The sequence below is a fragment of the Desulfopila sp. IMCC35006 genome, from assembly GCF_005116645.1.
GTDB lineage: Bacteria > Desulfobacterota > Desulfobulbia > Desulfobulbales > Desulfocapsaceae > Desulforhopalus_A.
Genome location: NZ_SWCM01000010.1, coordinates 21,385 through 44,604 on the forward strand (window position 1 = coordinate 21,385; position 23,220 = coordinate 44,604).

The 23,220-nt window shown below is 49.1% G+C and carries 18 protein-coding genes; 9 read left to right on the forward strand and 9 right to left on the reverse strand.

The annotated features are described in order from the left end of the window. The 3 genes from FCL47_RS16185 to FCL47_RS16195 form a co-directional block, all read right to left on the reverse strand. A complete protein-coding gene (locus FCL47_RS16185) occupies positions 1-1,560 on the reverse strand; it encodes a nitrogen regulation protein NR(II) (RefSeq protein ID WP_136814574.1) in 1,560 nt (519 codons plus the stop codon). Next, on the reverse strand, positions 1,557-2,024 hold the full coding sequence (locus FCL47_RS16190) for a hypothetical protein (RefSeq protein ID WP_136814575.1): 468 nt from the start codon (positions 2,022-2,024) through the stop codon (positions 1,557-1,559). Before FCL47_RS16190 ends, FCL47_RS16185 begins: the two co-directional genes overlap by 4 nt. 486 nt (positions 2,025-2,510) lie before the next feature. Further along, the gene (locus tag FCL47_RS16195; protein ID WP_136814576.1) at positions 2,511-3,158 is read right to left on the reverse strand and encodes an OmpA family protein; all 648 of its coding nucleotides are present in this window, start codon (positions 3,156-3,158) and stop codon (positions 2,511-2,513) included. A gap of 294 nt (positions 3,159-3,452) precedes the next feature. Here FCL47_RS16195 and FCL47_RS16200 point away from each other — a divergent pair, with 294 nt between their 5' ends. Further along, positions 3,453-5,558, forward strand: coding sequence for an AsmA family protein (locus tag FCL47_RS16200; RefSeq protein WP_136814577.1), 2,106 nt, complete (start codon positions 3,453-3,455; stop codon positions 5,556-5,558). Between the two features lie 2 nt (positions 5,559-5,560). After that, complete coding sequence (locus FCL47_RS16205) at positions 5,561-6,406, forward strand: S1 RNA-binding domain-containing protein (protein WP_136814578.1); 846 nt, start codon at positions 5,561-5,563, stop codon at positions 6,404-6,406. Between the two features lie 13 nt (positions 6,407-6,419). On the opposite strand, the gene FCL47_RS16210 is transcribed toward FCL47_RS16205, so the two are convergent. From FCL47_RS16210 to wrbA, 5 genes are all read right to left on the reverse strand, one after another. Then, positions 6,420-8,873 carry a PAS domain-containing sensor histidine kinase gene (locus FCL47_RS16210; RefSeq protein WP_167496527.1) on the reverse strand — a complete coding sequence of 818 codons (2,454 nt, stop codon included), beginning with the start codon at positions 8,871-8,873 and terminating at the stop codon, positions 6,420-6,422. Between the two features lie 359 nt (positions 8,874-9,232). Beyond that, positions 9,233-9,463 (reverse strand): thioredoxin family protein, encoded by a 231-nt coding sequence (locus tag FCL47_RS16215; RefSeq protein WP_136814580.1) that lies wholly within the window; start codon positions 9,461-9,463, stop codon positions 9,233-9,235. 246 nt (positions 9,464-9,709) lie between these two features. Continuing rightward, on the reverse strand, positions 9,710-10,723 hold the full coding sequence (locus tag FCL47_RS16220; protein ID WP_136814742.1) for a permease: 1,014 nt from the start codon (positions 10,721-10,723) through the stop codon (positions 9,710-9,712). Positions 10,724-10,824: 101 nt separating this feature from the next. Further along, positions 10,825-11,175: a metalloregulator ArsR/SmtB family transcription factor gene (locus tag FCL47_RS16225; RefSeq protein ID WP_136814581.1), complete on the reverse strand. Its 351-nt coding sequence runs from the start codon at positions 11,173-11,175 to the stop codon at positions 10,825-10,827. A 176-nt stretch (positions 11,176-11,351) separates the two neighbouring features. After that, positions 11,352-11,972 carry an NAD(P)H:quinone oxidoreductase gene (wrbA, locus tag FCL47_RS16230; RefSeq protein WP_136814582.1) on the reverse strand — a complete coding sequence of 207 codons (621 nt, stop codon included), beginning with the start codon at positions 11,970-11,972 and terminating at the stop codon, positions 11,352-11,354. Between the two features lie 593 nt (positions 11,973-12,565). Between wrbA and FCL47_RS16235 the strand changes: the two genes are divergently transcribed. Both FCL47_RS16235 and FCL47_RS16240 read left to right on the forward strand, forming a co-directional pair. Then, positions 12,566-13,435: a phosphate/phosphite/phosphonate ABC transporter substrate-binding protein gene (locus tag FCL47_RS16235; protein WP_167496528.1), complete on the forward strand. Its 870-nt coding sequence runs from the start codon at positions 12,566-12,568 to the stop codon at positions 13,433-13,435. 37 nt (positions 13,436-13,472) lie between these two features. Beyond that, positions 13,473-15,824 (forward strand): response regulator, encoded by a 2,352-nt coding sequence (locus tag FCL47_RS16240; RefSeq protein WP_136814584.1) that lies wholly within the window; start codon positions 13,473-13,475, stop codon positions 15,822-15,824. A 79-nt stretch (positions 15,825-15,903) separates the two neighbouring features. Here FCL47_RS16240 and FCL47_RS16245 read toward each other — a convergent pair whose 3' ends face one another. After that, on the reverse strand, positions 15,904-16,845 hold the full coding sequence (locus tag FCL47_RS16245; RefSeq protein WP_136814585.1) for a D-2-hydroxyacid dehydrogenase: 942 nt from the start codon (positions 16,843-16,845) through the stop codon (positions 15,904-15,906). A gap of 420 nt (positions 16,846-17,265) precedes the next feature. Here FCL47_RS16245 and FCL47_RS16250 point away from each other — a divergent pair, with 420 nt between their 5' ends. From FCL47_RS16250 to proX, 5 genes are all read left to right on the forward strand, one after another. Beyond that, positions 17,266-17,817: a C40 family peptidase gene (locus FCL47_RS16250; protein WP_136814586.1), complete on the forward strand. Its 552-nt coding sequence runs from the start codon at positions 17,266-17,268 to the stop codon at positions 17,815-17,817. 462 nt (positions 17,818-18,279) lie between these two features. Continuing rightward, a complete protein-coding gene (locus FCL47_RS16255; RefSeq protein WP_240744265.1) occupies positions 18,280-19,497 on the forward strand; it encodes a CDP-alcohol phosphatidyltransferase family protein in 1,218 nt (405 codons plus the stop codon). Between the two features lie 306 nt (positions 19,498-19,803). Beyond that, positions 19,804-21,072 (forward strand): glycine betaine/L-proline ABC transporter ATP-binding protein ProV, encoded by a 1,269-nt coding sequence (gene proV / locus FCL47_RS16260; protein WP_136814588.1) that lies wholly within the window; start codon positions 19,804-19,806, stop codon positions 21,070-21,072. A gap of 218 nt (positions 21,073-21,290) precedes the next feature. Next, entirely contained in the window at positions 21,291-22,145 is an 855-nt protein-coding gene (locus FCL47_RS16265; protein ID WP_136814589.1) for a proline/glycine betaine ABC transporter permease, read from the forward strand. Further along, the gene (gene proX / locus FCL47_RS16270; RefSeq protein WP_136814590.1) at positions 22,142-23,176 is read left to right on the forward strand and encodes a glycine betaine/L-proline ABC transporter substrate-binding protein ProX; all 1,035 of its coding nucleotides are present in this window, start codon (positions 22,142-22,144) and stop codon (positions 23,174-23,176) included. The genes FCL47_RS16265 and proX overlap by 4 nt, the downstream gene beginning before the upstream one ends. The last annotated feature ends 44 nt before the right edge of the window (positions 23,177-23,220 follow it).

Sequence of the window (23,220 nt, forward strand, 5' to 3'; positions counted from 1 at the left end):
TTACTGGTGCTCCTTGTCATTGGTGTTGTTCTTTGCTATTGCCGGGAAGCGGAGATGAAAAGCTGTTCCCGGCGATGGTAAATGGGTCGTCGGATCAATTCTCGGGCTCTCCACTTGAATGGTTCCGCCATGTTCCTGGACTATGCCGTAGGTGACTGATAAACCAAGACCGGTACCTTTGCCGACCTCTTTGGTGGTGAAGAAAGGGTCAAATACCTTATTTCTGATGCTATCCGCAATGCCTGTACCGGTATCTTCTACCGAGACCCGTACGTCCTGCACGGTTTTGCCGGTTTGTAGTATTATTTTGCCACCATCCTGCATGGCATGCTGTGCATTGTTGAAAAGGTTGATAAAAACCTGGTGGAGCTTTTCTGCATCGCCGAATATCGCCGGCAGGTTAGCGTCGAATCGGCGAATCACGCTGATTTGATGAAGGTTTAAGGTGTGTTCGGTGACGGACAGTACTTCTTCGATGATTCTATTTATGTCAATGCGGGATTTCTCGCTCTCCGACTGACGAGAAAATTTCAACAGATCGGCGACAATACGACGGCAGGCCGTAGTCTGGCGTTCGACTACCTTGAGATTGTCGGCCATTTCCGAATCCTGCGTGAAATCGTCCATCATCAATTGGGTGTAGCCAAGGATTATACCGAGCGGGGTGTTGATTTCATGAGCGACGCCAGCGGCAATCTGGCCGATCGAAGCCATTTTTTCCTGGTTGATGAGTTGTTCGGTGATAGTTTTGATACGCGTCATATCCTTACCGATCCCTTCACAGCCGATAATTTTGCCATGCTGGTCGTAGAGTGCGTTGGCGGAGAGGAGAATGTGACGGGTGGTGCCGTCTTTCCCGGTACACTGCATTTCCAGATCACTGACAGAACCGTTGTCGTGCAGTTCGGCTAAATATCGTTCGAGAACATTGGCATTATTGAATAAATGGTGAAAGTTGACACTTGTCTGTTGCGCGTCAAAGCCCAAAAGACGAATGCCGCTGGGGTTGATGTTGGTTATTATGCCATTTATATCGCAAAAGTATATAATATCTTTTGAGTTTTGAAAAAAATTGCGAAATTTTTTTTCAGATTCCGACAGGTTGCGGGTCCTTTCCTCGACCATCTCTTCGAGATGGCTGTTGAGCTGCCGCAGCTGTTCGGCGCTTGTGGCCAGGTTAGTATTTGCTTCGGTCAATTTTTCGGCTTTGGCCCTGATGGCTTTATATGCCTCAAGTCCCTTATGGTAATAGATGGTCACCGCGGCAACGGAAATCATCAGCATGGTATTGAACCCACCTGAATACGGGGAGAGCTTTTTCCATATTGGTTCATGATCGCTGTAAACCAGAAAGATTCGGACCATATGGCCAACTCCCCGGGAGAGTGAAAATGCAGCCATGGCGATACAGAAATAAAAGAGAAATCCCCAGATAAAATTATCCGGCCGCAGTCTGACCAGCGCCCAGGCATACCAGAGGGCGGTGAAACTAAAGAGTATCGCCAGCCCCGAGCCAAAAAACTCGACAGCAACAGCCGGCAAGAGCGGAAGAGCCGTCACAGGCTGTCCTCCTTCAGTACTTCAAGGTAGAAGGTCCGCAGGCTGATCGTTAAAGTCAACAGGGCCGGGACATTGAGGAAGTGATCCATTTTGGTGACAGAATAGAGCACTTTGACAAAAGAAAGCGGCGGAGCTATCTGTTCCGTCAAGTTGTTTTTATTGATGAAGTCGGATGAAGTGAGATGTTCGAAAGCCTGGTGTCCGGCAAAGGCCAGCAGATTCCAGCAGAACAGCAGGATGCAAAAGAGTCGTAGATATTTCCAACCCTTGCTGATCAGAACCGGGGAATAGCGGGTATGCCAATAGAGATAGGCTAAAGCCCCCATGAAAAGGAGGTGAGCCATCTGATGGACATAGAGCCCCTCCGGCGCACTATGCGACTGAAGCGCCCATGCGGTTTCGGTTTGACCGAGCAGCAGCAGCGGGGTTAAGCCTATGCTGTATATGATAATATATTTATTCATTTGCAGTTCCCGGCTCATCAGATGCACCTTTTATGCCGACGCCTGATGGAACATGGCAATAAAATAAATAAAAATAATATTATCGATGGGTTGGATTTGCCTTTTGTGCTGAAAAAGTAATTTTCCGGTAAAATTGGTTCACCGTCTGTTTATGAGCCGCCACAAAAAAGTTGCATATGATGGTTCAGTGCAGCACAGAAGAGGTGCCTGTTGCATGATGTATATGCCGATTGCGGAATTTCGACCGAGGAGAAAAATGGAGAGACAGTGCAACAGTTTGGTTGCGTTTGCGAAAAAGCAAGCAATTATAGGGTGCTGAGGTAACGTTTTGCCGCGGAGGTTGCACGTACCGCAACAACTGCGTTGCTACGTGCCCGGCAATCATATACGCGGCGTAACGCTTATATGATTGCCGGTAGATGTGATAACACATCCAGATGTTGATAAAAAACTGGATGTTATGTACACGCTATGTTCTTGATCGTATCAATTGGTTAACGGAATAATGGTGATTTCAACCCTTCTGTTCATGGCAGGATTGGAGGAGATGGGTCTGCTCTCACCGTAACCGACCGCCCGTATCCTTGCCGGGTTGACACCTTGTTGTGCCAGGGCGTTCTTAACCGCTTCCGCCCGGCGCATGGACAGTTGCAGGTTATATTGTTCCGATCCGGTGGAATCAGTATGACCACCTACCTCAATCTGGGTTTGGTTGTACTGGTTCAGAACTCTGGCAATCCTGGCTATTTCTGTATAACCCCCGGGCAAAAGCGTAGCGGAGTCATGGGCAAAGAAGGTCTCTCCCTTGAAGGTGGCGGTCAAAACGTCCTCACTTCGTTGAATGCTGGCTGCTTCCGAGCTGGCCATGGCATTGCGAAGGGCTTGCTCCTGGTTATCCATATACCGGCCAATCTGGTTTCCGGCCAATCCTCCCAGGGCCGCACCAATGCCTGCCCCGATAAGAGTACCTTTGGTGTCCCGGCCGATCGCCTGGCCTAATACTGCTCCCACCCCGGCACCAACACCAGCGCCAACTGCGGTCCCCTGTTTCTGGTTGGTGTCTAGAGCGGCACAGGAAGTAAGGGATGCGACCAGGGCTGAACATACAACAAAGTGAGACAGTTTTCTTTTCATGCGTAAACTCCATTATTATATTTGGTTGAGTGAAATACCGTATGCTGGTTCGAGGCGTTTTGATGTTTCTTTTCTATCATAATTATAGAATCTGGCTTTGTCCATGAGATATGGCGTGTCCCCTTGTAAGTCTTCGTCCGGCTGAAGAGAGCTCTTTTTCGCATCGAAGGAGGACTCCTTATTGCCTTCTTGATGATTTGTCTTATACGTGTTAGGAGAGTTCGTGTCAATATCCCTTCAAGTCCCGGTAAACGTGAACAAAGCCGCAACTAATACATTGGAGACAGGTAAAAAATGAGGAAGCCGCTGAAGTATTGCCTGATATTTGTCGCAGCTCTTGGCGTACTTATCACCGCTGGGGTGATAACGCTCACTACTCTTGTTGATGTCCAGAGCTATAAACCGAGAATTGAGCAATTGGTTACCGAGAAATACGGCTATCCATTAACCCTGGGCGGTAAAATCAGCCTCTCGCTTTTTCCCTGGGTGGGCCTTGGGTTTACCGATCTCAAGCTCGATAACCCACAAGGATTCACCGCAAAGACATTTGTTACCGTCGACAGCTTTCAGGCCCGGTTGAAGGTGCTCCCCTTGCTGTCACGAAAAGTGGAAATAAGCAGTTTTGTCGTGAAGCGGCCGGAGATATTTCTGGAAAGGAACCCGAAGGGTGTCTGGAACTGGGAAAAACTCACGCAAAGAGATACCCCCTCCACGACGGCTGCGGGCAAACAAGCTGCAGCGCCAGGCACGGACACAAACAAACAATTGTCTTCCCCGGATCTGCAGGGCCGGGAAAAATTTGTCCTGCAATCTCTTATGGTCGGCGAGTTTTCTATAAGCGATGGCCGGGTCCGGATAAATGACCTGAAAGACAAACAGCAACGTGAACTATCTGATTTTACCCTGCAACTGGTTGATGTTTCGCTCGATAAACCGATCAAAATGACCATGGCAGCGGTGCTTGACGGGAAACCGTTAAAACTGGAAGGGGCGGTTGGACCTGTTGGGCCGGATCCCGGATCGGGAAAAATTAATCTGGACCTTTCCGCGCAGCTTCTTGAAATTTTACATATTCAGGCCAGCGGGTATCTTGAAGACATCACGCGGAAACAGAGCTACAATCTGACCGTTAATGTAGAACCATTCAGTCCGAGAAAATTGTTTGCAGCTCTTGGGGTAGGTTTTCCAGTAATTACCGCCGATCCGCAGGTTTTGGGGAATTTTGGGTTCAAAGCCAAGCTCATCGGTGATCCACGCCAGGTTGTTTTGTCTGATGGCGATATTCTCTTTGACGATTCTTCGATTACCCTGGAGACGACTGCTAAGGATTTTTCGCGGCCTGATCTATCGCTCAACATGGCCGTCGACTCCATTGATCTCGACCGTTACCTGCCGCCTGCGAAGGCAGAGAGCAAGGCGCCTTCAGGACCTGGTAAGGTTGAGCCGGTTCAAGCACAAGTGCCGGTGCCGGCAGCGTCAGGCAAGAATTCTTCGGGGCAGACGGATAAAGGCAGCGCCATTGATTACGGGCCCTTGCGAAAACTGGTGCTGCAGGCAAGCTTGAAGCTGGCCAAGGTGAAAGTGCATGGCGGAAATCTCAGTAATCTGGCGCTCAGTATCACAGGCCAAAACGGCCTTTTTACGATTCATTCTCTGGCAATGGACCTCTACGAGGGCAAGATTGGCGCAACCGGGAACATTAATGTCCAGAGAAATATTCCGGCCACCGAGCTTAATCTCACTGTGGACGGTGTTCAGGTTGGCCCGCTGCTGAAGGATTTTGCCAGTAAGGAGATCCTTGAAGGCATGCTTAAGGCACAGATCGCCGTCAGCATGCAGGGTGACAATGGTGAACGCATCAAGAAATCCCTTAACGGCAAAGGAGATCTGCGCTTTCAGGATGGTGCGCTGATTGGTCTCGATCTTGCGCAAATGGCGCGAACCATTAAAGCAGGTTTTACCCTGGAACAGCAACAGGGAGAAAAGCCGAAAACCGATTTTGCCGAACTGCACGCCCCGTTTACCGTAACCAACGGCCTGATTAGCACCCCGGAAACGACCCTGCGGTCACCTTTTATCAGAGTATCCGCTGCGGGTGACGCCAACCTGGTCAGCGAGGCGCTCGATATGAAAATCAAGCCGACGCTCGTCGGTACCATAAAAGGCCAGGGTGATGAAGAGAAACGGGCCGGTCTTTCTGTTCCGGTTCTTGTCGGCGGCACATTCAAAGCGCCAAAATTTACTCCCGATCTTGAATCGCTCGTTAAAGATCAGTTGCCCACGCAAGAGGAACTTGGTGAAATTATCAAGACAGGAAAAATTCCTACCGAGCGCAAAGAAAAATTAAAGGAAGATCTCGAACAGGCCAAAGGGTTGCTCAAAGGTCTGTTTGGTAAATGAAAATGATCCGGATTGGCAAAATAAACAGGCTTTTTGTAAAACAAAAATGGGGCAATATCATCCATCTGGATGGCGGCAGGTCGGGAGATATTCTTCTGAAAGGGAAATGTTCTGCTGAAAAGTACCAGCCGGGTGATGAAATTGAGGTTTTTGTTTATGTCGATAGAGAGCAGCGACTGCTGGCAACTTCCCAGAAACCTTATGGTATGGTTGGCGAATTCGCCACCCTGCAGGTAGTGGCGAACAGTGCGGCCGGCTCCTTTATGAACTGGGGTCTCGACAGCGATCTGTTTGTCCCGAGAAGTGAACAGCAGGAGGCCATGAGGGAAGGGACATCTTACGTGGTGTTTATTTTTCTGTATGATAAAAACAATCGCATCACCGCTTCTTCTAAGCTCGATAAATTTTTTGATCCCGCCCCCCCCAAATACCCGGAGGGAGAAGAAGTTGATCTTCTTGTCTATGCTGAGACAGCCTTGGGCTACAGTGCGGTCGTCAATAGTGCGCATGCGGGCATGATCTATAAGAATGAAGTTTTTCAGGCTATTGTCATTGGTCAGCGGCTGCGCGGCTTCGTGAAAAAGGTACGGGAAGACGGCAAAATCGATTTACGCTTGCAGCAGACAGGGTATGGGAGGGTGGATGATATTTCCCAGGTAATTCTGGATATCATCAAAGATCGCGGCGGTAGAGTTGCCGTCACCGATAAAAGCCCTCCTGAAGATGTCTACGCTTTGTTCGGAGTAAGTAAAAAGGTCTTCAAAAAGGCAGTCGGTGCTCTCTACAAGCAAAGGCTTGTCGTAATTGATCCAGATGGCATTGAGATTGCCGGGGTAAGCGAGTCGTGAGAAAACGGTATTTCTACTTGAGCACCTCACGGATTTTGTCGGCCAATTGCTTTTTTGTGAAGGGCTTCTGGATGAAAGAAACGCCATCATCCAACACCGCATGGTGGGATATTACGTCGGAAGTGTAGCCGGACATATAGAGACATTTCATGTCCGGCCGATATTTTTCGAGTTTTTCCGCCAGGGTCCGTCCGTCCATTTTAGGCATGATTACATCAGTGAGGAGGAGGTCGATGTTGCTGGGATATTTTTCCGCGATTTGGCTCGCCTCGTCGGGGGTGCCTGCCGCCAGCACGGTGTAGCCCAGGTTTTGCAGCATAGTCCTGGTCATATTAAGGATGGTCGGTTCGTTCTCCACCAGCAAAAGCGTTTCATCACCACGCAGGTCGGGTTCCACCGACGTTTTCGGCCCCTTTTGTTCGGTTGTGCCCAGGTACCTGGGGAGGTAGATGGTAAAAGTTGTACCCTGGCCCGCTGTACTGTCGACATTGATAAAACCTTTGTTTTGCTTAACAATTCCGTAAACTGTGGCCAGGCCGAGGCCGGTGCCTTCCCCGACGTCCTTCGTGGTAAAAAAGGGTTCAAAGATGTGTGCTATCGCCTCTTTTTCCATACCGGAGCCGTTATCGTTCACGGTGATTCGCACGTATTCTCCTGGGACCGACCCAGGGTGATTGTCACAATACTTCCTGTCGAGGATGGAGTTTCCCATCTCGACGGTGATTTTGCCATTGTTTGCAATGGCGTCCCGGGCGTTAATGCACAGATTGACCAGGATCTGGTCGATTTGTGACGGATCTATTTTGGTCGGCCACAGACCATATCCCGGAAGCCAGGCAAGATCGATATTTTCACCGATAAGGCGGTGCAGCATTTTAAGCATGCCCGCCACGGTTTCACTCAGGTCCAGCACCTTGGGCACGATGGTTTGTTTACGGGCAAAGGCAAGCAGCTGGCGGGTGATATCCGCAGAATGAGTCGCTGCCTGTCGGATTTGTTGTAAGTCGGCCCAGATTGGCTGGGTTGGGTCTATCTGGTCGATAGCCATCTCCGCATGCCCCAGGATCACTGCCAGCATATTGTTGAAATCGTGGGCCACGCCACCTGCCAGGCGCCCGACAGATTCCATTTTCATGGCCTGGCGGAGCTGGCTTTCCAGTTTCTCTCGTTTGGCCTGTTCCCTTTTGAGGATAATGATCTGGGCGATCATGCCGGCGTATATTTCCAAAGGTCTAACAGTTTCGAGAGTCGGTTTCTGGCCGGATTTTGCATCGTCTACGGAAATGACTCCGATGAACTCGCCATTTTCACCGTTGAGCCGGACAAAGAGATTATCCTCCGGATGCCAGGCCGACTCAACCTCGGGAAGAGCGCTTTCCCCGTAAACCGTGGCCTCCTGGTTGAGAATATCCTTCATTGTGTGCGGGATATAATAACTGCACTGGCCCAGGTGGAGGCCTTGAGAGAAAACTTTATCATACCAGCTCTTTGGCAGGGAAATCTGACGGAGCCTGTCGACAATATCCGTAGGGATGCCGGCATAGCCAATGAGGTCGCGGTAGGGGGCTTCGTCTTTAAAGAGGGAAATAAGCACCCGTTTGAAATCAGAATAATCGACGATGGCTTTACTGATCCTGGCGAAAATGCGATTGTCGTCTTTGAGGGAGATCATTGATGCTGCGGAGAGGCTGAACTGCTCCATCTGGTTGGCGTAATTGGCAAGTTTTTCTTCGCTTTTCTGCAGCGCTCTCTCGGATCGCTTCCGGTCGGTGATATCCAGTGCGGTGAAGGTAACCCCCTTGGACAAGTCGGTGGGGTTAATGGGCGTCGAGCTGAGCAGCACGTCGATGACTGCTCCGTCTTTGCGTAGCCACTGGGTCTCAACCGTGCCGGTGAGGTGGTCGTGTATCTGGTTGTATTTTTCCTGCCCAACGAAAGAGTAGTCTGCATCACTTTGATAAAACATCCTGGCGCTCTGGCCCAACAGCTCTTCAGTAGAGTATCCGGTGATCTGGCTCAATCGCAGGTTGACCTGCTTGATGTCGCGATTCACCACCACTCCAATGCCAATGGGTGCGCTTCGGAATATACTTTTGATCTGGCTTTCGTTCTCGCGAACTTTTTTCTCCGCCTGCTTCCGGTCGGTGATATCTGCGGTGAACCCATTGTAATGGGTGATAGTGCCATTGTGATCACGAATTGCCCGTGCCGACTCGGAGGCCCAGAATATGGATCCATCCTTGCGGCGCTGGCGGCATTCATGGCTGATCAGTTCGCCATGTTCTTCGAGCTGCTGCTTAAATGTTTCTCTGTCGAGCGGATCAACATACGTCTGGGTGGCAATGTTGGTGATTGATTCAATCAACTCAGTGGTTGAATCGTAGCCATATAAACGGGCCAGGGCGAGGTTGGCGTCAATGAAGCGTCCCTCACGTGAGGAGACAAAGATGCCGATCGGAGCATTCATCAGGATGTCATGACAGTCCTTCAGCTTCGATGGGCTCAGGGGGCGTTCTTCCAGGCGGGAGGGTGAGCTATGGGGCATGGGTAAACAATTGGCTTGTAAGTGAATGGCCTGCGTAAAATGAAGCAGAGAGACTCTCTTTTCAGGGAAAGGACCTTTTTGGCAATATGACTTTTCGAACTGCACAAAATAATCATATCACAGGCGACTACGGCAAACAAGCTACGATGCAGTGTTTGTTGTAAACGGGTGAGCAATCGGGGTCATGCGAAAAATTCATGCGACTCCAGCTTGTGCAATTCCCGGTGGGCGAGGGATGAGATCCGGAATGACTGTCCGGATCTCGGGAATCTATATTGCAATTAACTTATCCACTCTTCAACTTCACTTTGCTTTGGGGCACGGCCAACACATTTAACCTGGCCGTCAATGACTACGGCCGGGGTGGAAAAAATACCCAGTTGGGCTATTTCCTGAAAATCAGTTACCTTCACAATGACAGCCTCAATGCCTTTTGCAGCTACTGCAGCCTCAACTGTTTTCTGGGCCTTTTCGCAGGAAGCGCATCCCGGACCACATACCTTGATTTCCATATTGTTCCTCAGTTCTCGTGTTGCAATTCAGTTCCGTTGTAAACATTTACAAAAAAGAAGAGAATCAGATAATCATATCTGATGGCCCCTGAAGCGCAGCCTGCTCGAATGGAAGGGTGTGAGCTGGTCGTTTTTCGGGTCTCTGCAGCCATGGACGGCTGCAGCGAAGCCCCCAGGGATGGGTTTACGGCGTCCCGGGAAACGAACAGCTCACATCCTGGTTCAGTAGCTGAACATTAGGCGTAATCAGATAATCATGTTAAATAAAAAACCGGTAAATAAAATCCCGCAGCCGACAACCCCGATAAAGACGGCTATCAATTTTGGTTTGAGGACCTTGCGAAGGATGACCATTTCCGGCAGGGACAAGGCGATGACACTCATCATAAAAGCCAGGACGGTGCCCAGGGCGGCCCCTTTGCCAAGAAGCGCTTCCACCACCGGGACAATACCGGCGGCATTGGAGTACATCGGGATGCCAACTAATACCGCAGCGGGCACTGACCACCAGGCATCCTTGCCCATGATCGAGGCCATAAAGGTCTCGGGCACATAGCCATGAATGGCTGCACCGACACCAATTCCAGCGATGACATAGATCCAGACCTTGCCAACGATATCTCGCACCGCTTCTTTACCTCGACCAATGCGGTCGGCCCAGCTTAACTTTTCGTCTACGACCACCGCTTCGCCGGCCCGCAGTGCCTGTACCCAGTCTTCAATCCAGTGTTCCAGCTTGAAGCGGCCAATGACCCAGCCGGAAATTATAGCGATCAGGAGACCCGTCACGAGATAGATGGCAGCGACCTTCCAGCCCAGCAACCCATAGAGCAGAACCACGGCGATCTCGTTGACCATTGGCGCGGCAATGAGAAAGGAGAAGGTTACCCCTAGTGGTACCCCGGCCTGAACAAAACCGATAAAGAGCGGCACCGCGGAGCAGGAACAGAATGGAGTGACGATACCGAGCAGAGCGGCCATCACGTTGCCGGCTGTCTCACGTTTTCCCGCGAGATACTTACGGGTTCGCTCCTGGGTAAAAAAGGATCGAATCATGCCAATTACAAAAACAATGAGCGTCAGCAGCATCATAACTTTCGGGGTGTCATAGATAAAAAACTGGATGGCGTCCCCAATATGACTTCCTTTTTCCAGGCCGACCAGAGAGTAGGTGAAAAAGTAGGAAAACGGTTCAAGTTGCTTGTACACTGCATACCAGAAGGCAAACCCAAGCAATCCAATGAGAATCGCCTTGATCATGCTGCTCTTTGGTGTTGCTGGTGTTTGTTCGACGGTTGTCTTTGGACTGTCACACCCACAATCGTTGTCAACAGGTTGGATTGCTTTCATGAATCTGTCCTTTAATTCTTTGGTGCGCAATAACGTTTCATGGCTGCCACTGGAAGAGCCTTCCGCATTCCAGCCAGTTCGCCATCATCATCCAGCCAACCACCCAGCGCATCCAGCATCGTTTTGGCAAATATCGACTCGCTGCCGTCTGCCAGGCTGTAAATAATCCAGGTGCCCTGGCGCTGCCTTTCCACCAACCCGGCATCTTCCAGGATTTTCAGATGCTTGGAAACCGTAGACTGCGCAAGTCCCAGAACCTCCTGGATTTCACAGACACAGAGTTCCTTTGCCTGGAGGAGTTTTACCACTCGCACCCTGTTCGGGTCGGACAGAGCTTTCATAACTCGAATAAATGTTTTCATTTGCAAATCTCGTTTATTCACATATCGCCATTTAACGATTAATATAGCCCGCATTCCTTATCTGTCAATAAAAAAGAGAGAACGCCATCGAAAGTTGCGGGCAAATAGAGCGTACGGCCTTGGCTTGGCACTATTGCGCGTTATCGGTCATCTGCCGCCAGTTCGTTTTTCGCTGCTCAGCTCTGTCTGCAGAGTCGTTTCGCGATATCGGCAACATGGGCCCCCTGGAAACGTGCTCCTGCCAGGTCATTAGCCGTTGGCACCCGTTCTCCTTTCGTACCGGCGATTGTTGAGGCACCATAGGGGGATCCTCCGGTAATTTCGCTGTTATCCATCTGGCCGGCAAAGGCATAAGGGAGACCGACAATAACCATGCCCTGGTGAAGAAGGGTAGTGTGGAAGCTGAGAATGGTCGATTCCTGCCCGCCGTGCTGCGTTCCGGTGCTGGTGAAAACACTTCCCGCCTTTCCGACCAGGGCTCCCTGCATCCAGAGTTGTCCCGTTGCGTCGAGGAACTGACGCATCTGTCCGCACATATTACCGAACCGTGTCGGTGTACCAAAAATAATTGCATCGGCCGCCGCCAAATCATCAACAGTTGCAACCGGAACGTTCGCCATGCTTTTTTGTGCATCGAGTGCCCCCATCGCGCGCAGGACATCTTCCGATAAAGTCTCAGGAACTCTTTTGAGGAGAGCTTCGCAACCTGAAACGCTGCGAACACCTTCTGCAATAGATTCCGCCATCTTGTGGATATGCGTGTACATGCTGTAATATACTATCAGAATCTTGGTCATGGTTCGCTCCTTGAAATAACTGGATTATTGTTGCTTGGCCGGTGTTGTGAAGGGCTTGGCGGTGGTAGCTGAGTGAATTGCACTCTATGTTCGGCTGTGTATTTCATCCGTTCTCCGCCATTTCATCACAACGATTACAATGTGGTCACCCTGTGATTCGAGGTCAAGGATAATCGGGTGGTAATTTTTCAAAAGCTGCTGCGTAAAATGAGGTTGCCTGGTTGTTCTTCCGTTTAGTAAACAAAACCTGTTCACATCGTTATATCTGCGTAAATCAGAGCCTGGGAAGAGGCGCCGCTTTCATTTTCTGCAATAATAGAGTAATAAAATTCTCGTTTTGTGATTACCACTAAACCTCAGCTATATGGGGATATGAGGTGCCCTTTTCACGGGACGCCATAAACCCATCCCTGGGGGCTTGACCGCAGCCATCCAGGCTGCGGAACACCCGTGCAAAGGGCACCTCATAACCCGCTGGACCTTCCAGGCTGAACTTTAGTGGTAATCACATTTCGTTTCGCCTTTCGGTCAACTTACATACCGATGTCAGTGAGTCTAAAATGGGGGCCATCATGCTTTATCACCAGTCAGTAATGAAAAACATCTGTCTTTTCATCTTGTCCCTCATCCTGCCGCTTTGCGCATCCCCTGTGGCTGGATATTGCCAATCCCCGCAAACCGTATTGAAAATAGCCATTATTCCACATCGTTCCAATCTGGGGAATGAACAGGCGTACAGTGCATTTTTTAGTGAACTGGTGAAAGAAACCGGGATAAGGTTCACATGGCTTGGAAGCAAAACCTATGATGATGTCATCAATAAACTGCATACCGGGGAGGTGGATATTGGCTATGTTGGTCCGTTTTCCTATGTGACGGCTCAGGATAGTTTCGGCGTTAAAATCCTTTGCCGGACCATAAGTGAAGGTAAGGAGGAGTTTTATCACAGCATAATCGTCACTCGAAAAGATTCCGGCATACAGCGCCTGCAGGATCTGAAAGGGAAGAGTTTTTCATTTACTGACCCTGACTCAACGTCAGGCTATCTCTTTCCTCTGGCCCGGTTGATCGCATCGGGGATTTCTCAAGAAGATTTCTCGGAAGTCAGGTTTTTGAAGCGGCATGTAAACTCCTTGCTGGCTGTATATAAAGGACATGTCGATGCCGGAGCGACCTCTATCACGTCCTTTAATAAAATAGATGTCAATATGGCGGAGATGCGGATTCTCTGGCAATCAGAACCGATTTATCGCGGCTTGTGGGTCGCCCGAAAGGATCTCCCTGAAGAACAGTTCACTAAGATCCAGCAGGCAATGTTGCAGATCAGTGCATCGCCAAAAAGTGATGAGATCTTTAAGGAACTGTCAACCAAAGGCTTTAAGGTGGGGAAAGACAGTGACTACGATAATGTTCGTGATGTCATTAAACGGCTGCGGGGAATCAAGTCGATGACAAATCTGTAGCAACATTCTCTTTCTGCATAACAAACTTGAGGCTCTCTTGATACCCTTTCTGAGTATACGAAAAAAGATCATTTTTTCATTTCTGGTGCTGATAATTCTGATGGGCAGCGTCTTTGCGGTCACTTCCTATCTTCGTATCATCAAGACAATGCACCACGAAATAGAAAAGCGGGGCATCGAAGTGTCCAAAACTTTCAGTCAGATGGTCACTCCCTATATCTTCGACTGGGATTATGTCACTATCATCGATAATACCGATGAATTAATCAACAATAGTGACATCCGCCAGGTCACCATTCTCGATGTGGATGGCAAACCCTGGCTGACCACGCAGAAGGAGCAGGCCAAGATATCGACGAATACCCCCTTTTACCAGAATATTATCAACAATAAGGTTTTGGATTATCGTCAGGTTGAGGTAAGTGGCCATAAATTTTTAGAACTTGTCACTCCCATTACCGCTTTAGGAAAGGTTGTATATCTCTTAAAGATCGAGATTTCGCTGAAGAGCATCGAACAGGAAGCCGCCTCGCGCATTCGTGAGGCGATGGGGATCGGCGCGATAATGGTTGTTGTGTCGACCATTCTTGGTGGAATCCTTGCCGGATTGCTGACGCGACCACTGGACAATCTGGTGCAGGGTACCAACGAAATTGCCCGAGGGAATCTTTCGCATAGAATTGCTGCTACATCGGTAGATGAAATTGGAAAGTTGTCGACATCTTTCAATTTAATGGCCCATACTCTGGAACAGGAGTTATCCGCACGAAAGGAGATAGAAAAGGATTTACAGGAGCACAAAGCACACCTGGAAAAAACCGTATGGGCGCGTACAACGGAGCTGAGAAGGACCAATATCAGACTTTTGGAAGAGATCGAAGAACATCAGGAAACAGAAAATGCCCTGCGGGAGAGTGACGAGCGCTACAAGCGGTTTTCGGAGGTCACTATTGATGGAATTGTTTTCCACAATCAGCATGGCATCATCGATGTAAACGAAACTTTCAGCAAGATATTCGGTTATCTGGCTGAAGATCTGCGAGGAAAAACTCTCGCCGATACACTTCGCCTTCCCAAAGATACCGATATTGTCAGCAATAACTTTATAGAAACCGTCGGGGTGCGAAAGGATGGCATACAAATACATATTGAAATGCGCAGTCGGGTTCTGGAAGACCATGACAGCCAGCTCCTGGTGACGTCTGTTCGCAATATAAATGATCGTAAATTACTCGAAACCCGGCTGCAGCAGGCACAGAAAATGGAGTCAATCGGTTTGATCGCCGGCGGAGTTGCCCATGATCTGAATAATATTCTCACCGGGATCGTTGGGTATCCCGAATTATTACTGGTAGATCTTCCGCAGGAAAGTCCGCTGCGGGCACCGCTCGAGATGATAAAAAATTCCGGGATACGGGCATCAGAGGTGGTCTCCGATGTGTTGACGATAGCCAGAGGTGCAGCCAGTGTGCGGGAGCTTGTCAATCTCAACCATCTTATCCAGGAATATATTTGTTCACCGGAGCACCTGAGAATTGCGCAAAAGCATCCAGGGGTAACAATAGAAACAGAACTTCAGGCCGATTTGTGGAATATGCACTGCTCGCCAATCCACGCGAGGAAAAGTATGATGAATTTAATCTCCAACGCTGCAGAGGCGATTGGGGATGTTGGCAAAATCGTCGTTGCCACCAGTAATGAACACATTGATACTCCCGGTAATGGGAAGCAGAACCTTAAAGCGGGCGAATATGTGGTGGTGCGTGTATCTGATTCAGGTCCCGGTATCTCTGATGAAGACCTGCAGCATATCTTTGACCCATTTTTCAGCAGGAAGAAAATGGGCCCAACCAGCGGTTCCGGTCTGGGGCTCACCATTGTCTGGAACACTGTCCAGGATCATGAAGGTGCTGTCTTCGTCGAAAACAACACAACCGGGACAACCTTTTGTCTTTATTTCCCTGCAACGCGCGCAAATATTGAGATGCAGCCAGTGACCGGGCAGCTGAAAGATCTTTATGGCAATGGAGAACGGCTTCTCGTGGTTGACGATGATGCCCAGCAACAGGTAATCTGCAGTCAGATACTGAAATCCCTTGGCTATGACGTCAATGTTGTCGCTTCAGGAGAGGAAGCGCTCGAATATCTCAAGATGCATACTGCTGATTTATTGATACTCGATATGATTTTGGGAAAGGGAATGAACGGTCGGCAAACCTATGCCAGAGTAAAGAAAACGCTTCCCGACCTGAAAGCAATAATCGTCAGTGGCTTCTCTGCGGACACTGAAGTAAAAGAGGCTCAAAGGCTCGGAGCTGGCCGCTTCGTTAAAAAACCGTATACCATAAGTCAAATTGGTGTAGCGATCAAAGAGACTCTTGCTGCCTGAAAAAGATCGTCCTCACCACCAACTGCAGTGCATCCGACAGTTGTGAAGATTTGGCATAACCTGTCAGGACGGCAGTGAACTACACCTTCCGCATTGGTGTACCGGCCTTGAAGGCCCGGATATTTTCCACGGTCTGATCGATAATATTCTGACGAGCCTGTTTACTGGCCCAGGCAATATGGGGCGTGATGATCAGGTTGGGGAGTTTTGCCTCAAGGAGCGGATTGGAGGCTCTGGGCGGTTCAACGCTCAGGACATCGACCGCCGCGCCGGCGATTGTTTTGGTCTGCAGGGCTTGAACCAGTGCTCGCTCATCGACAATGCCGCCGCGGGCACAGTTGATCAAAAATGACGTCGGCTTCATCAGTCCGAGGGCCTGCTCATCTATCAGGTTCCTCGTCTGCTCGGTAAGCGGGCAATGCAGGCTCAGGACATCGATGTCAGTGAGCATCTCTGCCAGCGGAGGCCGATCGTCCGGGGGATTTCCCGGTCTCCGGGCAATTACCACCGTCATACCAAAAGCCCGGGCGATTGCAGCGATCCCGCGACCAAGGGTTCCATAACCGACGATTCCCAGTGTTCTGCCTTTTAATTCAACGATCGGGTAATCGAGAAAACAGAACTGGGGCGCTGTCTGCCAGCGTCCGGCCAGAACCGCAGTGTGATAGGAAAGCAGGTTGGTATGCAGGGCGAGCATGAGTGCAAAAACATGCTGCACGACCGAGTCGGTGCCATAGGCCTGGCAGTTGCACACGGTAACTCCCAGCTCGGCCGCTCCGTTGACATCCACGACATCAGTGCCGGTGGCAACTATACAGATGAGCCGTACAGATGGTGCCGCTTCAAGATGTTGACGGGTTATGTTAATTTTATTGAGGATGATAATATCAGCTCCGATAATGCGCTCTGCTATCTGTTCCGGACTGGTGGCGCGAAAAATCTGCAGAGAGCTGCATTCCTGCTCGAGTTTGGTGAGGCTAAAGGTATGAAGGCCTTCCGCATCCAGAAAAACTGCTTTCATAATATCGTCTCCGATTGTTGTTTGGTTGTCGGCAACATGGGGCCGCCCCCTGAAAAATTTTCCAGAGTGCAGCGGAACAAAATAGAATGCGATTACCACTAAACATCAGCTTCGAAGGTCCAGAGGGATATGAGGCGCCCTTTTCACGGGACGCCATAAACCAATCCCTGGGGGCTTGACCGCAGCCATCCAGGCTGCGGAACACCCGTGCAAAGGGCACCTCATCTCCCCATGTAGCTGAAGTTTAGTGGTAGTCACAAAATAGAATGTTCGGCTAACCGTGCAATCTATTTTTGGATAAAATGTTCTGTTTGCTTGAATTTATAGCATCTTTTCTATATTATTGGTGGAGGTAAACGTTAGGGGAACGTCTATTTGCGTAACAATACGTTAAATGTCCATGGAACGGAGACAGACTGCATGAATGACATACCGGTAAAAATGAGGCCGCCGCGCGCACTTCGTCTCAGCTTTTTGTTGATGGTAATGCTCTCTTTTTGCTGTGTAAGCGGATGTTCGACAAAAAGTACCGTCATGTATACCCCCAATGATGCTTGCAACTCCAGAGACGGAATAAGTCAGTCGAGAACGGACCAGGATGAAAATGAGGAGATAGCTGAGGCCCTGAAAGAATATTTCACCCGCTGGCAGGGGACCCGGTATCGTTATGGTGGACTTTCCCACGACGGTGTGGATTGTTCCGGACTCACATTGATTACATATAAGGAACTCTTCGGCAAGAATCTGCCAAGGACAGTCAGGGAGCAGGTAAAAAAAGGCAAAATAATCGCAAAAGATTCATTGCAGGCAGGAGATCTGATTTTTTTTAAGACGGGAATTTTCCAGAAACATGTCGGTATATATCTGGAGGACGACCTTTTTATTCATGCTTCCGGCTCAAAGGGCGTCACTATTTCCAGCCTGAATAATGAGTACTGGCAGAAGAGATACTGGCAGGCTCAACGCTTATAACGGCAGACGGTCTCAACATCCTTTACGTGATTATTCCATCATCCAGGCGGCTCGCCACAAAAGATCAGCACAACATCTCCGGTAGCCTTCGCCAAAGTCGGCCGGTTTTCTTGTTTCTGCCTTCTGCAGGATTTTCCTCCCATCGTTTCGAAATAAACTTTTCACGGAGAAGATGCTAACTCCGTAAAACGTGAAATAACCGGGGTTCGTTCCTTGGCGGTACATTCCAGTTATTGATGTTGAGAGTATCTGCAGCTCTCTTGTTTTTTTTTGACAGAGTTCTAGGAGTAAGGTACTAAATAGGCCGGAAATGAACAGGCTTTTAGGCAACACGTGATATTAGCCAAAATTTATTCCCTTCAGCAAAAGAAGAATATGGAAAGATTACTTGTTATTGCGTCTGCTGGCTTGATTGGGACAGGCTTTTATTACTGGTTCTCCTCGATGATTCACAGGAAATCCATGCAGGATTTTATCCTGTCAAATCTGTGGTTGATGCATCCCAATGCAATTTGTTATTGGCGGTCAGCAATGGCAGTGGTCGCGCTGATCTTTTATTTCTTTTCCAGCTATCAGGAGCTTGGCATAGTAATTTTTACCTTCGCGGCAATACTTGACGGGGTAGACGGCATAGTCGCGAGGAATTGTGATATGGTCACTGAATGGGGCGAGTGGCTGGACCCGTTGTGTGATAAGTTGACCTATCTGCCTCCCTTGATCGGCTTTGCCTACGCGGGAATTCTCTCGACGAAACTGATCTGGATTCTGGTGGCGGTTGAATTGTTCGGGCAGTTTTTTGCCAGAAAAATTCTTTCTCTGCTCAGTTTTTCCGTGGCAGCAAACAATTTTGGCAAAATAAAGGCAATTATCTGCTTTGCCCTGGTCATCTTTTGTGCATTGCTGGAAGAAAATCCCAAGGTGATCAATATGGGTGATGAGGTGCTGACCGCCTGCATTGTCCTCTCGTCAGCCTCGCTCATCTTCAAATTCATTCCCAACAGATTGTATGCCGACATCCTTTCGACACTCAATTTTTTTTGCGGCGTCACCAGTCTCTATTTGACCTATAATGGGCGGTTTGCCTGGGCTATTATCATTATCATCATCGGCCAGCTGTTCGACCTGTTTGATGGCCGAATGGCCGAAAAACATGGCGGTACCAAATACGGACCGTATCTCGATGACATTGCCGATTTTGTCAGTTTTGGACTCTCGCCCGCCTATATCATCGTCAGATCGGGCGGCTCGTTTGGCTGGTTCTTCGCCTTGATTTTCTTTAGCGGGGTTGCCTATCGGCTCATCCGGTTTGTTACCGTGGATAAAAAACGAACAGACCTGCCCGATGGCATCTTCAACGGCCTGCCCAGTCCCGCGGGTGCCCTGGTTGTTCTTGGTGCGGCCCTGGTTTTTCCGCCCCAGGTATTATGGGTAATTGCGGCATTGTCGGTTGGCCTGATGGTGAGTCATATCCGTTTTTCCCATTTCGGCCGCGTTGTCTTAAAGCAGATTCCCCGACCGCTGTTTATTCTGGCGAGTGCAGCCATGGTCATCGCTATCGCCTTTATCCTGAAGACGAAAAGTGTCCAGCTCTTTGGCTACCTTATTCTGAGTTCTGTTTGTATCTACATGGTAGTTTGTAGAAAATGGCTGGAGCCGAATCTGCCGCCAACATCAAAATAGAGTGGAAAGCAAACAGACCTGCCGCAAAGGGTTGATTGTCTGTTTTGTGCCATTCTCAATATCTCTCCTTTTTATTCGCATCGTTTAAATGAATAAAACCTGTCAGGTTTTATTCATATAAAATCAAGTAGTTAATTCTGCAGTCCACCGTGTTGTCTTTCTCGCCCGCAAAGAATACCTTGACTAATTGTTTTGGAGAATATAGTTTCCCACAAAACAATATTGCCAAAATATTATTGGAAGAAACTTTCGTGACCTAATCAAGAATGCAAAATAAACAGCCGAAAGGCCGCTGATGTAATAACTATGGAAAAAATAGCCATTAAAAACCTCTTTAAGGTTTTCGGTTCCAACCCTGAAAAAGGGATGGAATTACTGCGAGAGGGAAAGAGTAAAAATGAAATTTATGAACAGACAGGACTTACTGTTGGTGTACAGGGGGCCAGTTTTACCGTCAATAAAGGTGAAATTTTTGTCGTTATGGGTCTGTCCGGGTCAGGAAAATCGACTCTTGTGCGTATGCTGAACAGGTTGATTGAGCCAACATCTGGCGAGGTGCTGGTGGATGGTGCAGATGTTCTCAAAATGAGCAAGTCAGAGTTGGTGAAGTTTCGTAGAAGTAAAACCAGCATGGTCTTTCAGTCTTTTGCACTTATGCCGCATCAGAATGTGCTGGAAAATGCGGCCTTTGGTCTTGAGCTTGATGGAATGGAACGGCCAGACCGGGAAGCAAGGGCCATGGATGCTTTGAAGCAGGTTGGGCTGGAAGGCTGGGAAAATGCTTATCCTGATGAATTAAGTGGCGGCATGCAGCAGCGTGTCGGCCTGGCCAGAGGCTTGGCCGTTGATCCGGATATCCTGTTGATGGATGAAGCCTTTTCGGCTCTTGATCCCCTTATCAGAACAGAGATGCAGGATGAACTTTTGAAACTGCAGGATCGACATGAGCGAACCATTATTTTCATCTCCCATGATCTCGATGAGGCTCTGCGCATCGGTGACCGAATCGCCATTATGGAAGGAGGCCGTGTGGTACAAGTCGGTTCCCCGGAGGAGATTCTGCAGAATCCTGCTGATGATTATGTCCGGGCCTTCTTTCGAGGAGTGGATCCAACCGGAGTTATTTCCGCCGGCGATATTGTCCGTGATACCCAGCCCACTGTGATCTGGCATACCAAGCAAGGTGGTCCGCGGGCAACACTTGAAATGCTCAATAATCGAGATCGAGAATTTGCCTATGTTCTTGATTCTGAACGTCGTTTCAATGGTGTCGTTTCCGTTGACTCGCTCCGTGATGCAATCGATAAAGGAAATGGTAAGAGTAAACTTGAACATGCCTTTCTGTCTGACGCCATATCAGTTCTGGAATCTGAGAGTCTTCAGGATATTCTGCCGCAGGTGGCCTCACATGCCTGGCCTATTCCTGTTGTCGATGCCCAGAATGTCTATCGCGGTGTTGTTTCAAAAAACCGCTTCCTACGCACCTTGTACCGGGCTGAAAACGGTGCACATTTCGAGCAGCAGGCAGTTGAGCATCCGACAAGTAAGTGTTTAAAAAGTCCCGCCTTTCACTAAGTTTACCGGGTTTAATAAAATTCAGATTACCACTGAAGTTCGGCTATATGGGGATATGAGGTGACCTTTTCACGGAATGCCATAAACCCATCCCTGGGGGCTTGGCCGCAGCCATCCAGGCTGCAGAACATCCGTCAAAAGGTCACCTCATATCCCTCTGGACCATCTGAGCTGAACTTTAATGGCAATCATATAGATAATTGAAGGAGTTGTGGTGCATGTTGAGTTTTGAAGAAAAAGTTATACCGCTGGATACCTGGATCACCGGTTTCATCGATTGGCTGGTTGAAGGATATCGTTGGTTCTTTCAGGCCCTTAAATGGCCGGTGGAGTACACCCTGTCCGGAGTAGAACAGGGTCTTCTGGCAGTGCCGCCATTACTGGTGATCTCGATCTTCGCTTTTCTCGCCTGGCGGGTCTCAGGGTTCAAACTGGCCGGATTTAGCGTCTTTTCCCTGGTTCTGATCGGTTTGCTTGGGTTTTGGCCGGAAACGATGATAACGCTGGCTATGGTCTTTTCTTCAGTCGTGTTTTGTGCCGTTGTTGGCGTGCCCCTCGGCATATGGGCAGGGCGCAGCGATCGTTTTGATAAACTCCTGCGTCCCGTTCTGGATGCGATGCAGACCACCCCCGCTTTCGTCTATCTGGTGCCGATAGTTATGCTGTTTTCTATTGGCAATGTTGCCGGAGTATTGGCCACCATTGTCTTTGCCCTGCCGCCGCTGATCAGGCTGACAAGTCTTGGCATCAGGCAGGTGCACCCTGAATTGGTCGAGGCCGCCCTGGCTTTTGGGGCAACTGGCTGGCAGGTTTTACTCAAGGTTCAGATACCGCTTGCGCTACCAACCATCATGGCCGGACTTAACCAGACCATCATGATGGCACTTTCCATGGTCGTGATCGCCGCTCTTATCGGGGCAGGCGGTCTCGGAGCCCCGGTCGTTCTCGGTCTGAATACACTGGATATCGGACTGGCCACCGTTGGTGGACTGGCAATTGTCCTGTTGGCAATAATTTTAGATAGAATTACCCAATCAATGGGAATAAATAGAACAAAGGAGAATAACAGATGATTAAAAATGTAATACTTGGCGCAGCGTTAGCCGTGATGATGGCAACGTTGCCGGTGACCGCGTCGGCTGATGCCGCCCTGCCGGGAAAAGGGATAACCGTAAAGCCTGCACGGGCAACATGGAATACCGGATTTTTTCAGGAAGCACTGGTCAGACGGGGGTTGGAAGCACTTGGTTATGTTGTGAAAAAACCTAAAGATCTTACCAATCCTATTTTTTATAAGGCTGTTACCCTCGGAGATGTTGATTACTGGACCAATGGCTGGTTTCCCATACATAATGATCAACTCCCTAAGAATTTCGATAAAAAAGCTGAAAAGCTTGGCTACGTCGTCAAAGCGGGTGGCTTACAGGGGTATCTGGTGTCGAAGAGAGAGGCAGATAAATATCATATTACCTCCCTGGAAGATTTTAAGCGAGATGAGGTGAAGAAAGCATTTGATACCAACAATGACGGGAAAGCCGATCTGACAGCCTGCCCGCCAGGCTGGGGATGTGAAAAGGTTATTAGCCATCATATGGATGTGTATAACCTTAAAGATCACATCAATCCAATAACAGCCTCTTATGAAGCTGGAATGGCTTCGGCGTTGGCTGGGTATAAAAACGGCAAACCACTCTTCTTCTACACATGGTCGCCAAACTGGACAATCTTTAAAGTGAAGCCGGGACAGGACGTAGTCTGGATAAATGTGCCTCAAATAATGCCAACAAATGCGCAAAGCAAAGCGGTGGATCGGATGACGGTACGTGGCATTCAAGGTGCTGTTTCAGATCCTGTGAAGCTTGGTTTTATTGTCGCAGATATCCAGATTGTCGCCAATAAAAAATTTGTCGGCAACAATCCGGCCGCAAAGAAATTTTTTGAGGTGTTTACTTTGCCGCTGGCCGATATCAATGAGCAGAACACGCGCATGAATGGGGGGGAGAAGAGTGAAAAAGATATCGCCCGCCATGCCGATGAATGGATTGCCAAAAATCAGGAAAAATGGAATGGCTGGCTGTCAGCAGCGCGTATGGCAGCGAAATAGTCCGGACTGGTTGTTGATATGTAGACCCCGGAGGATCTTTTATG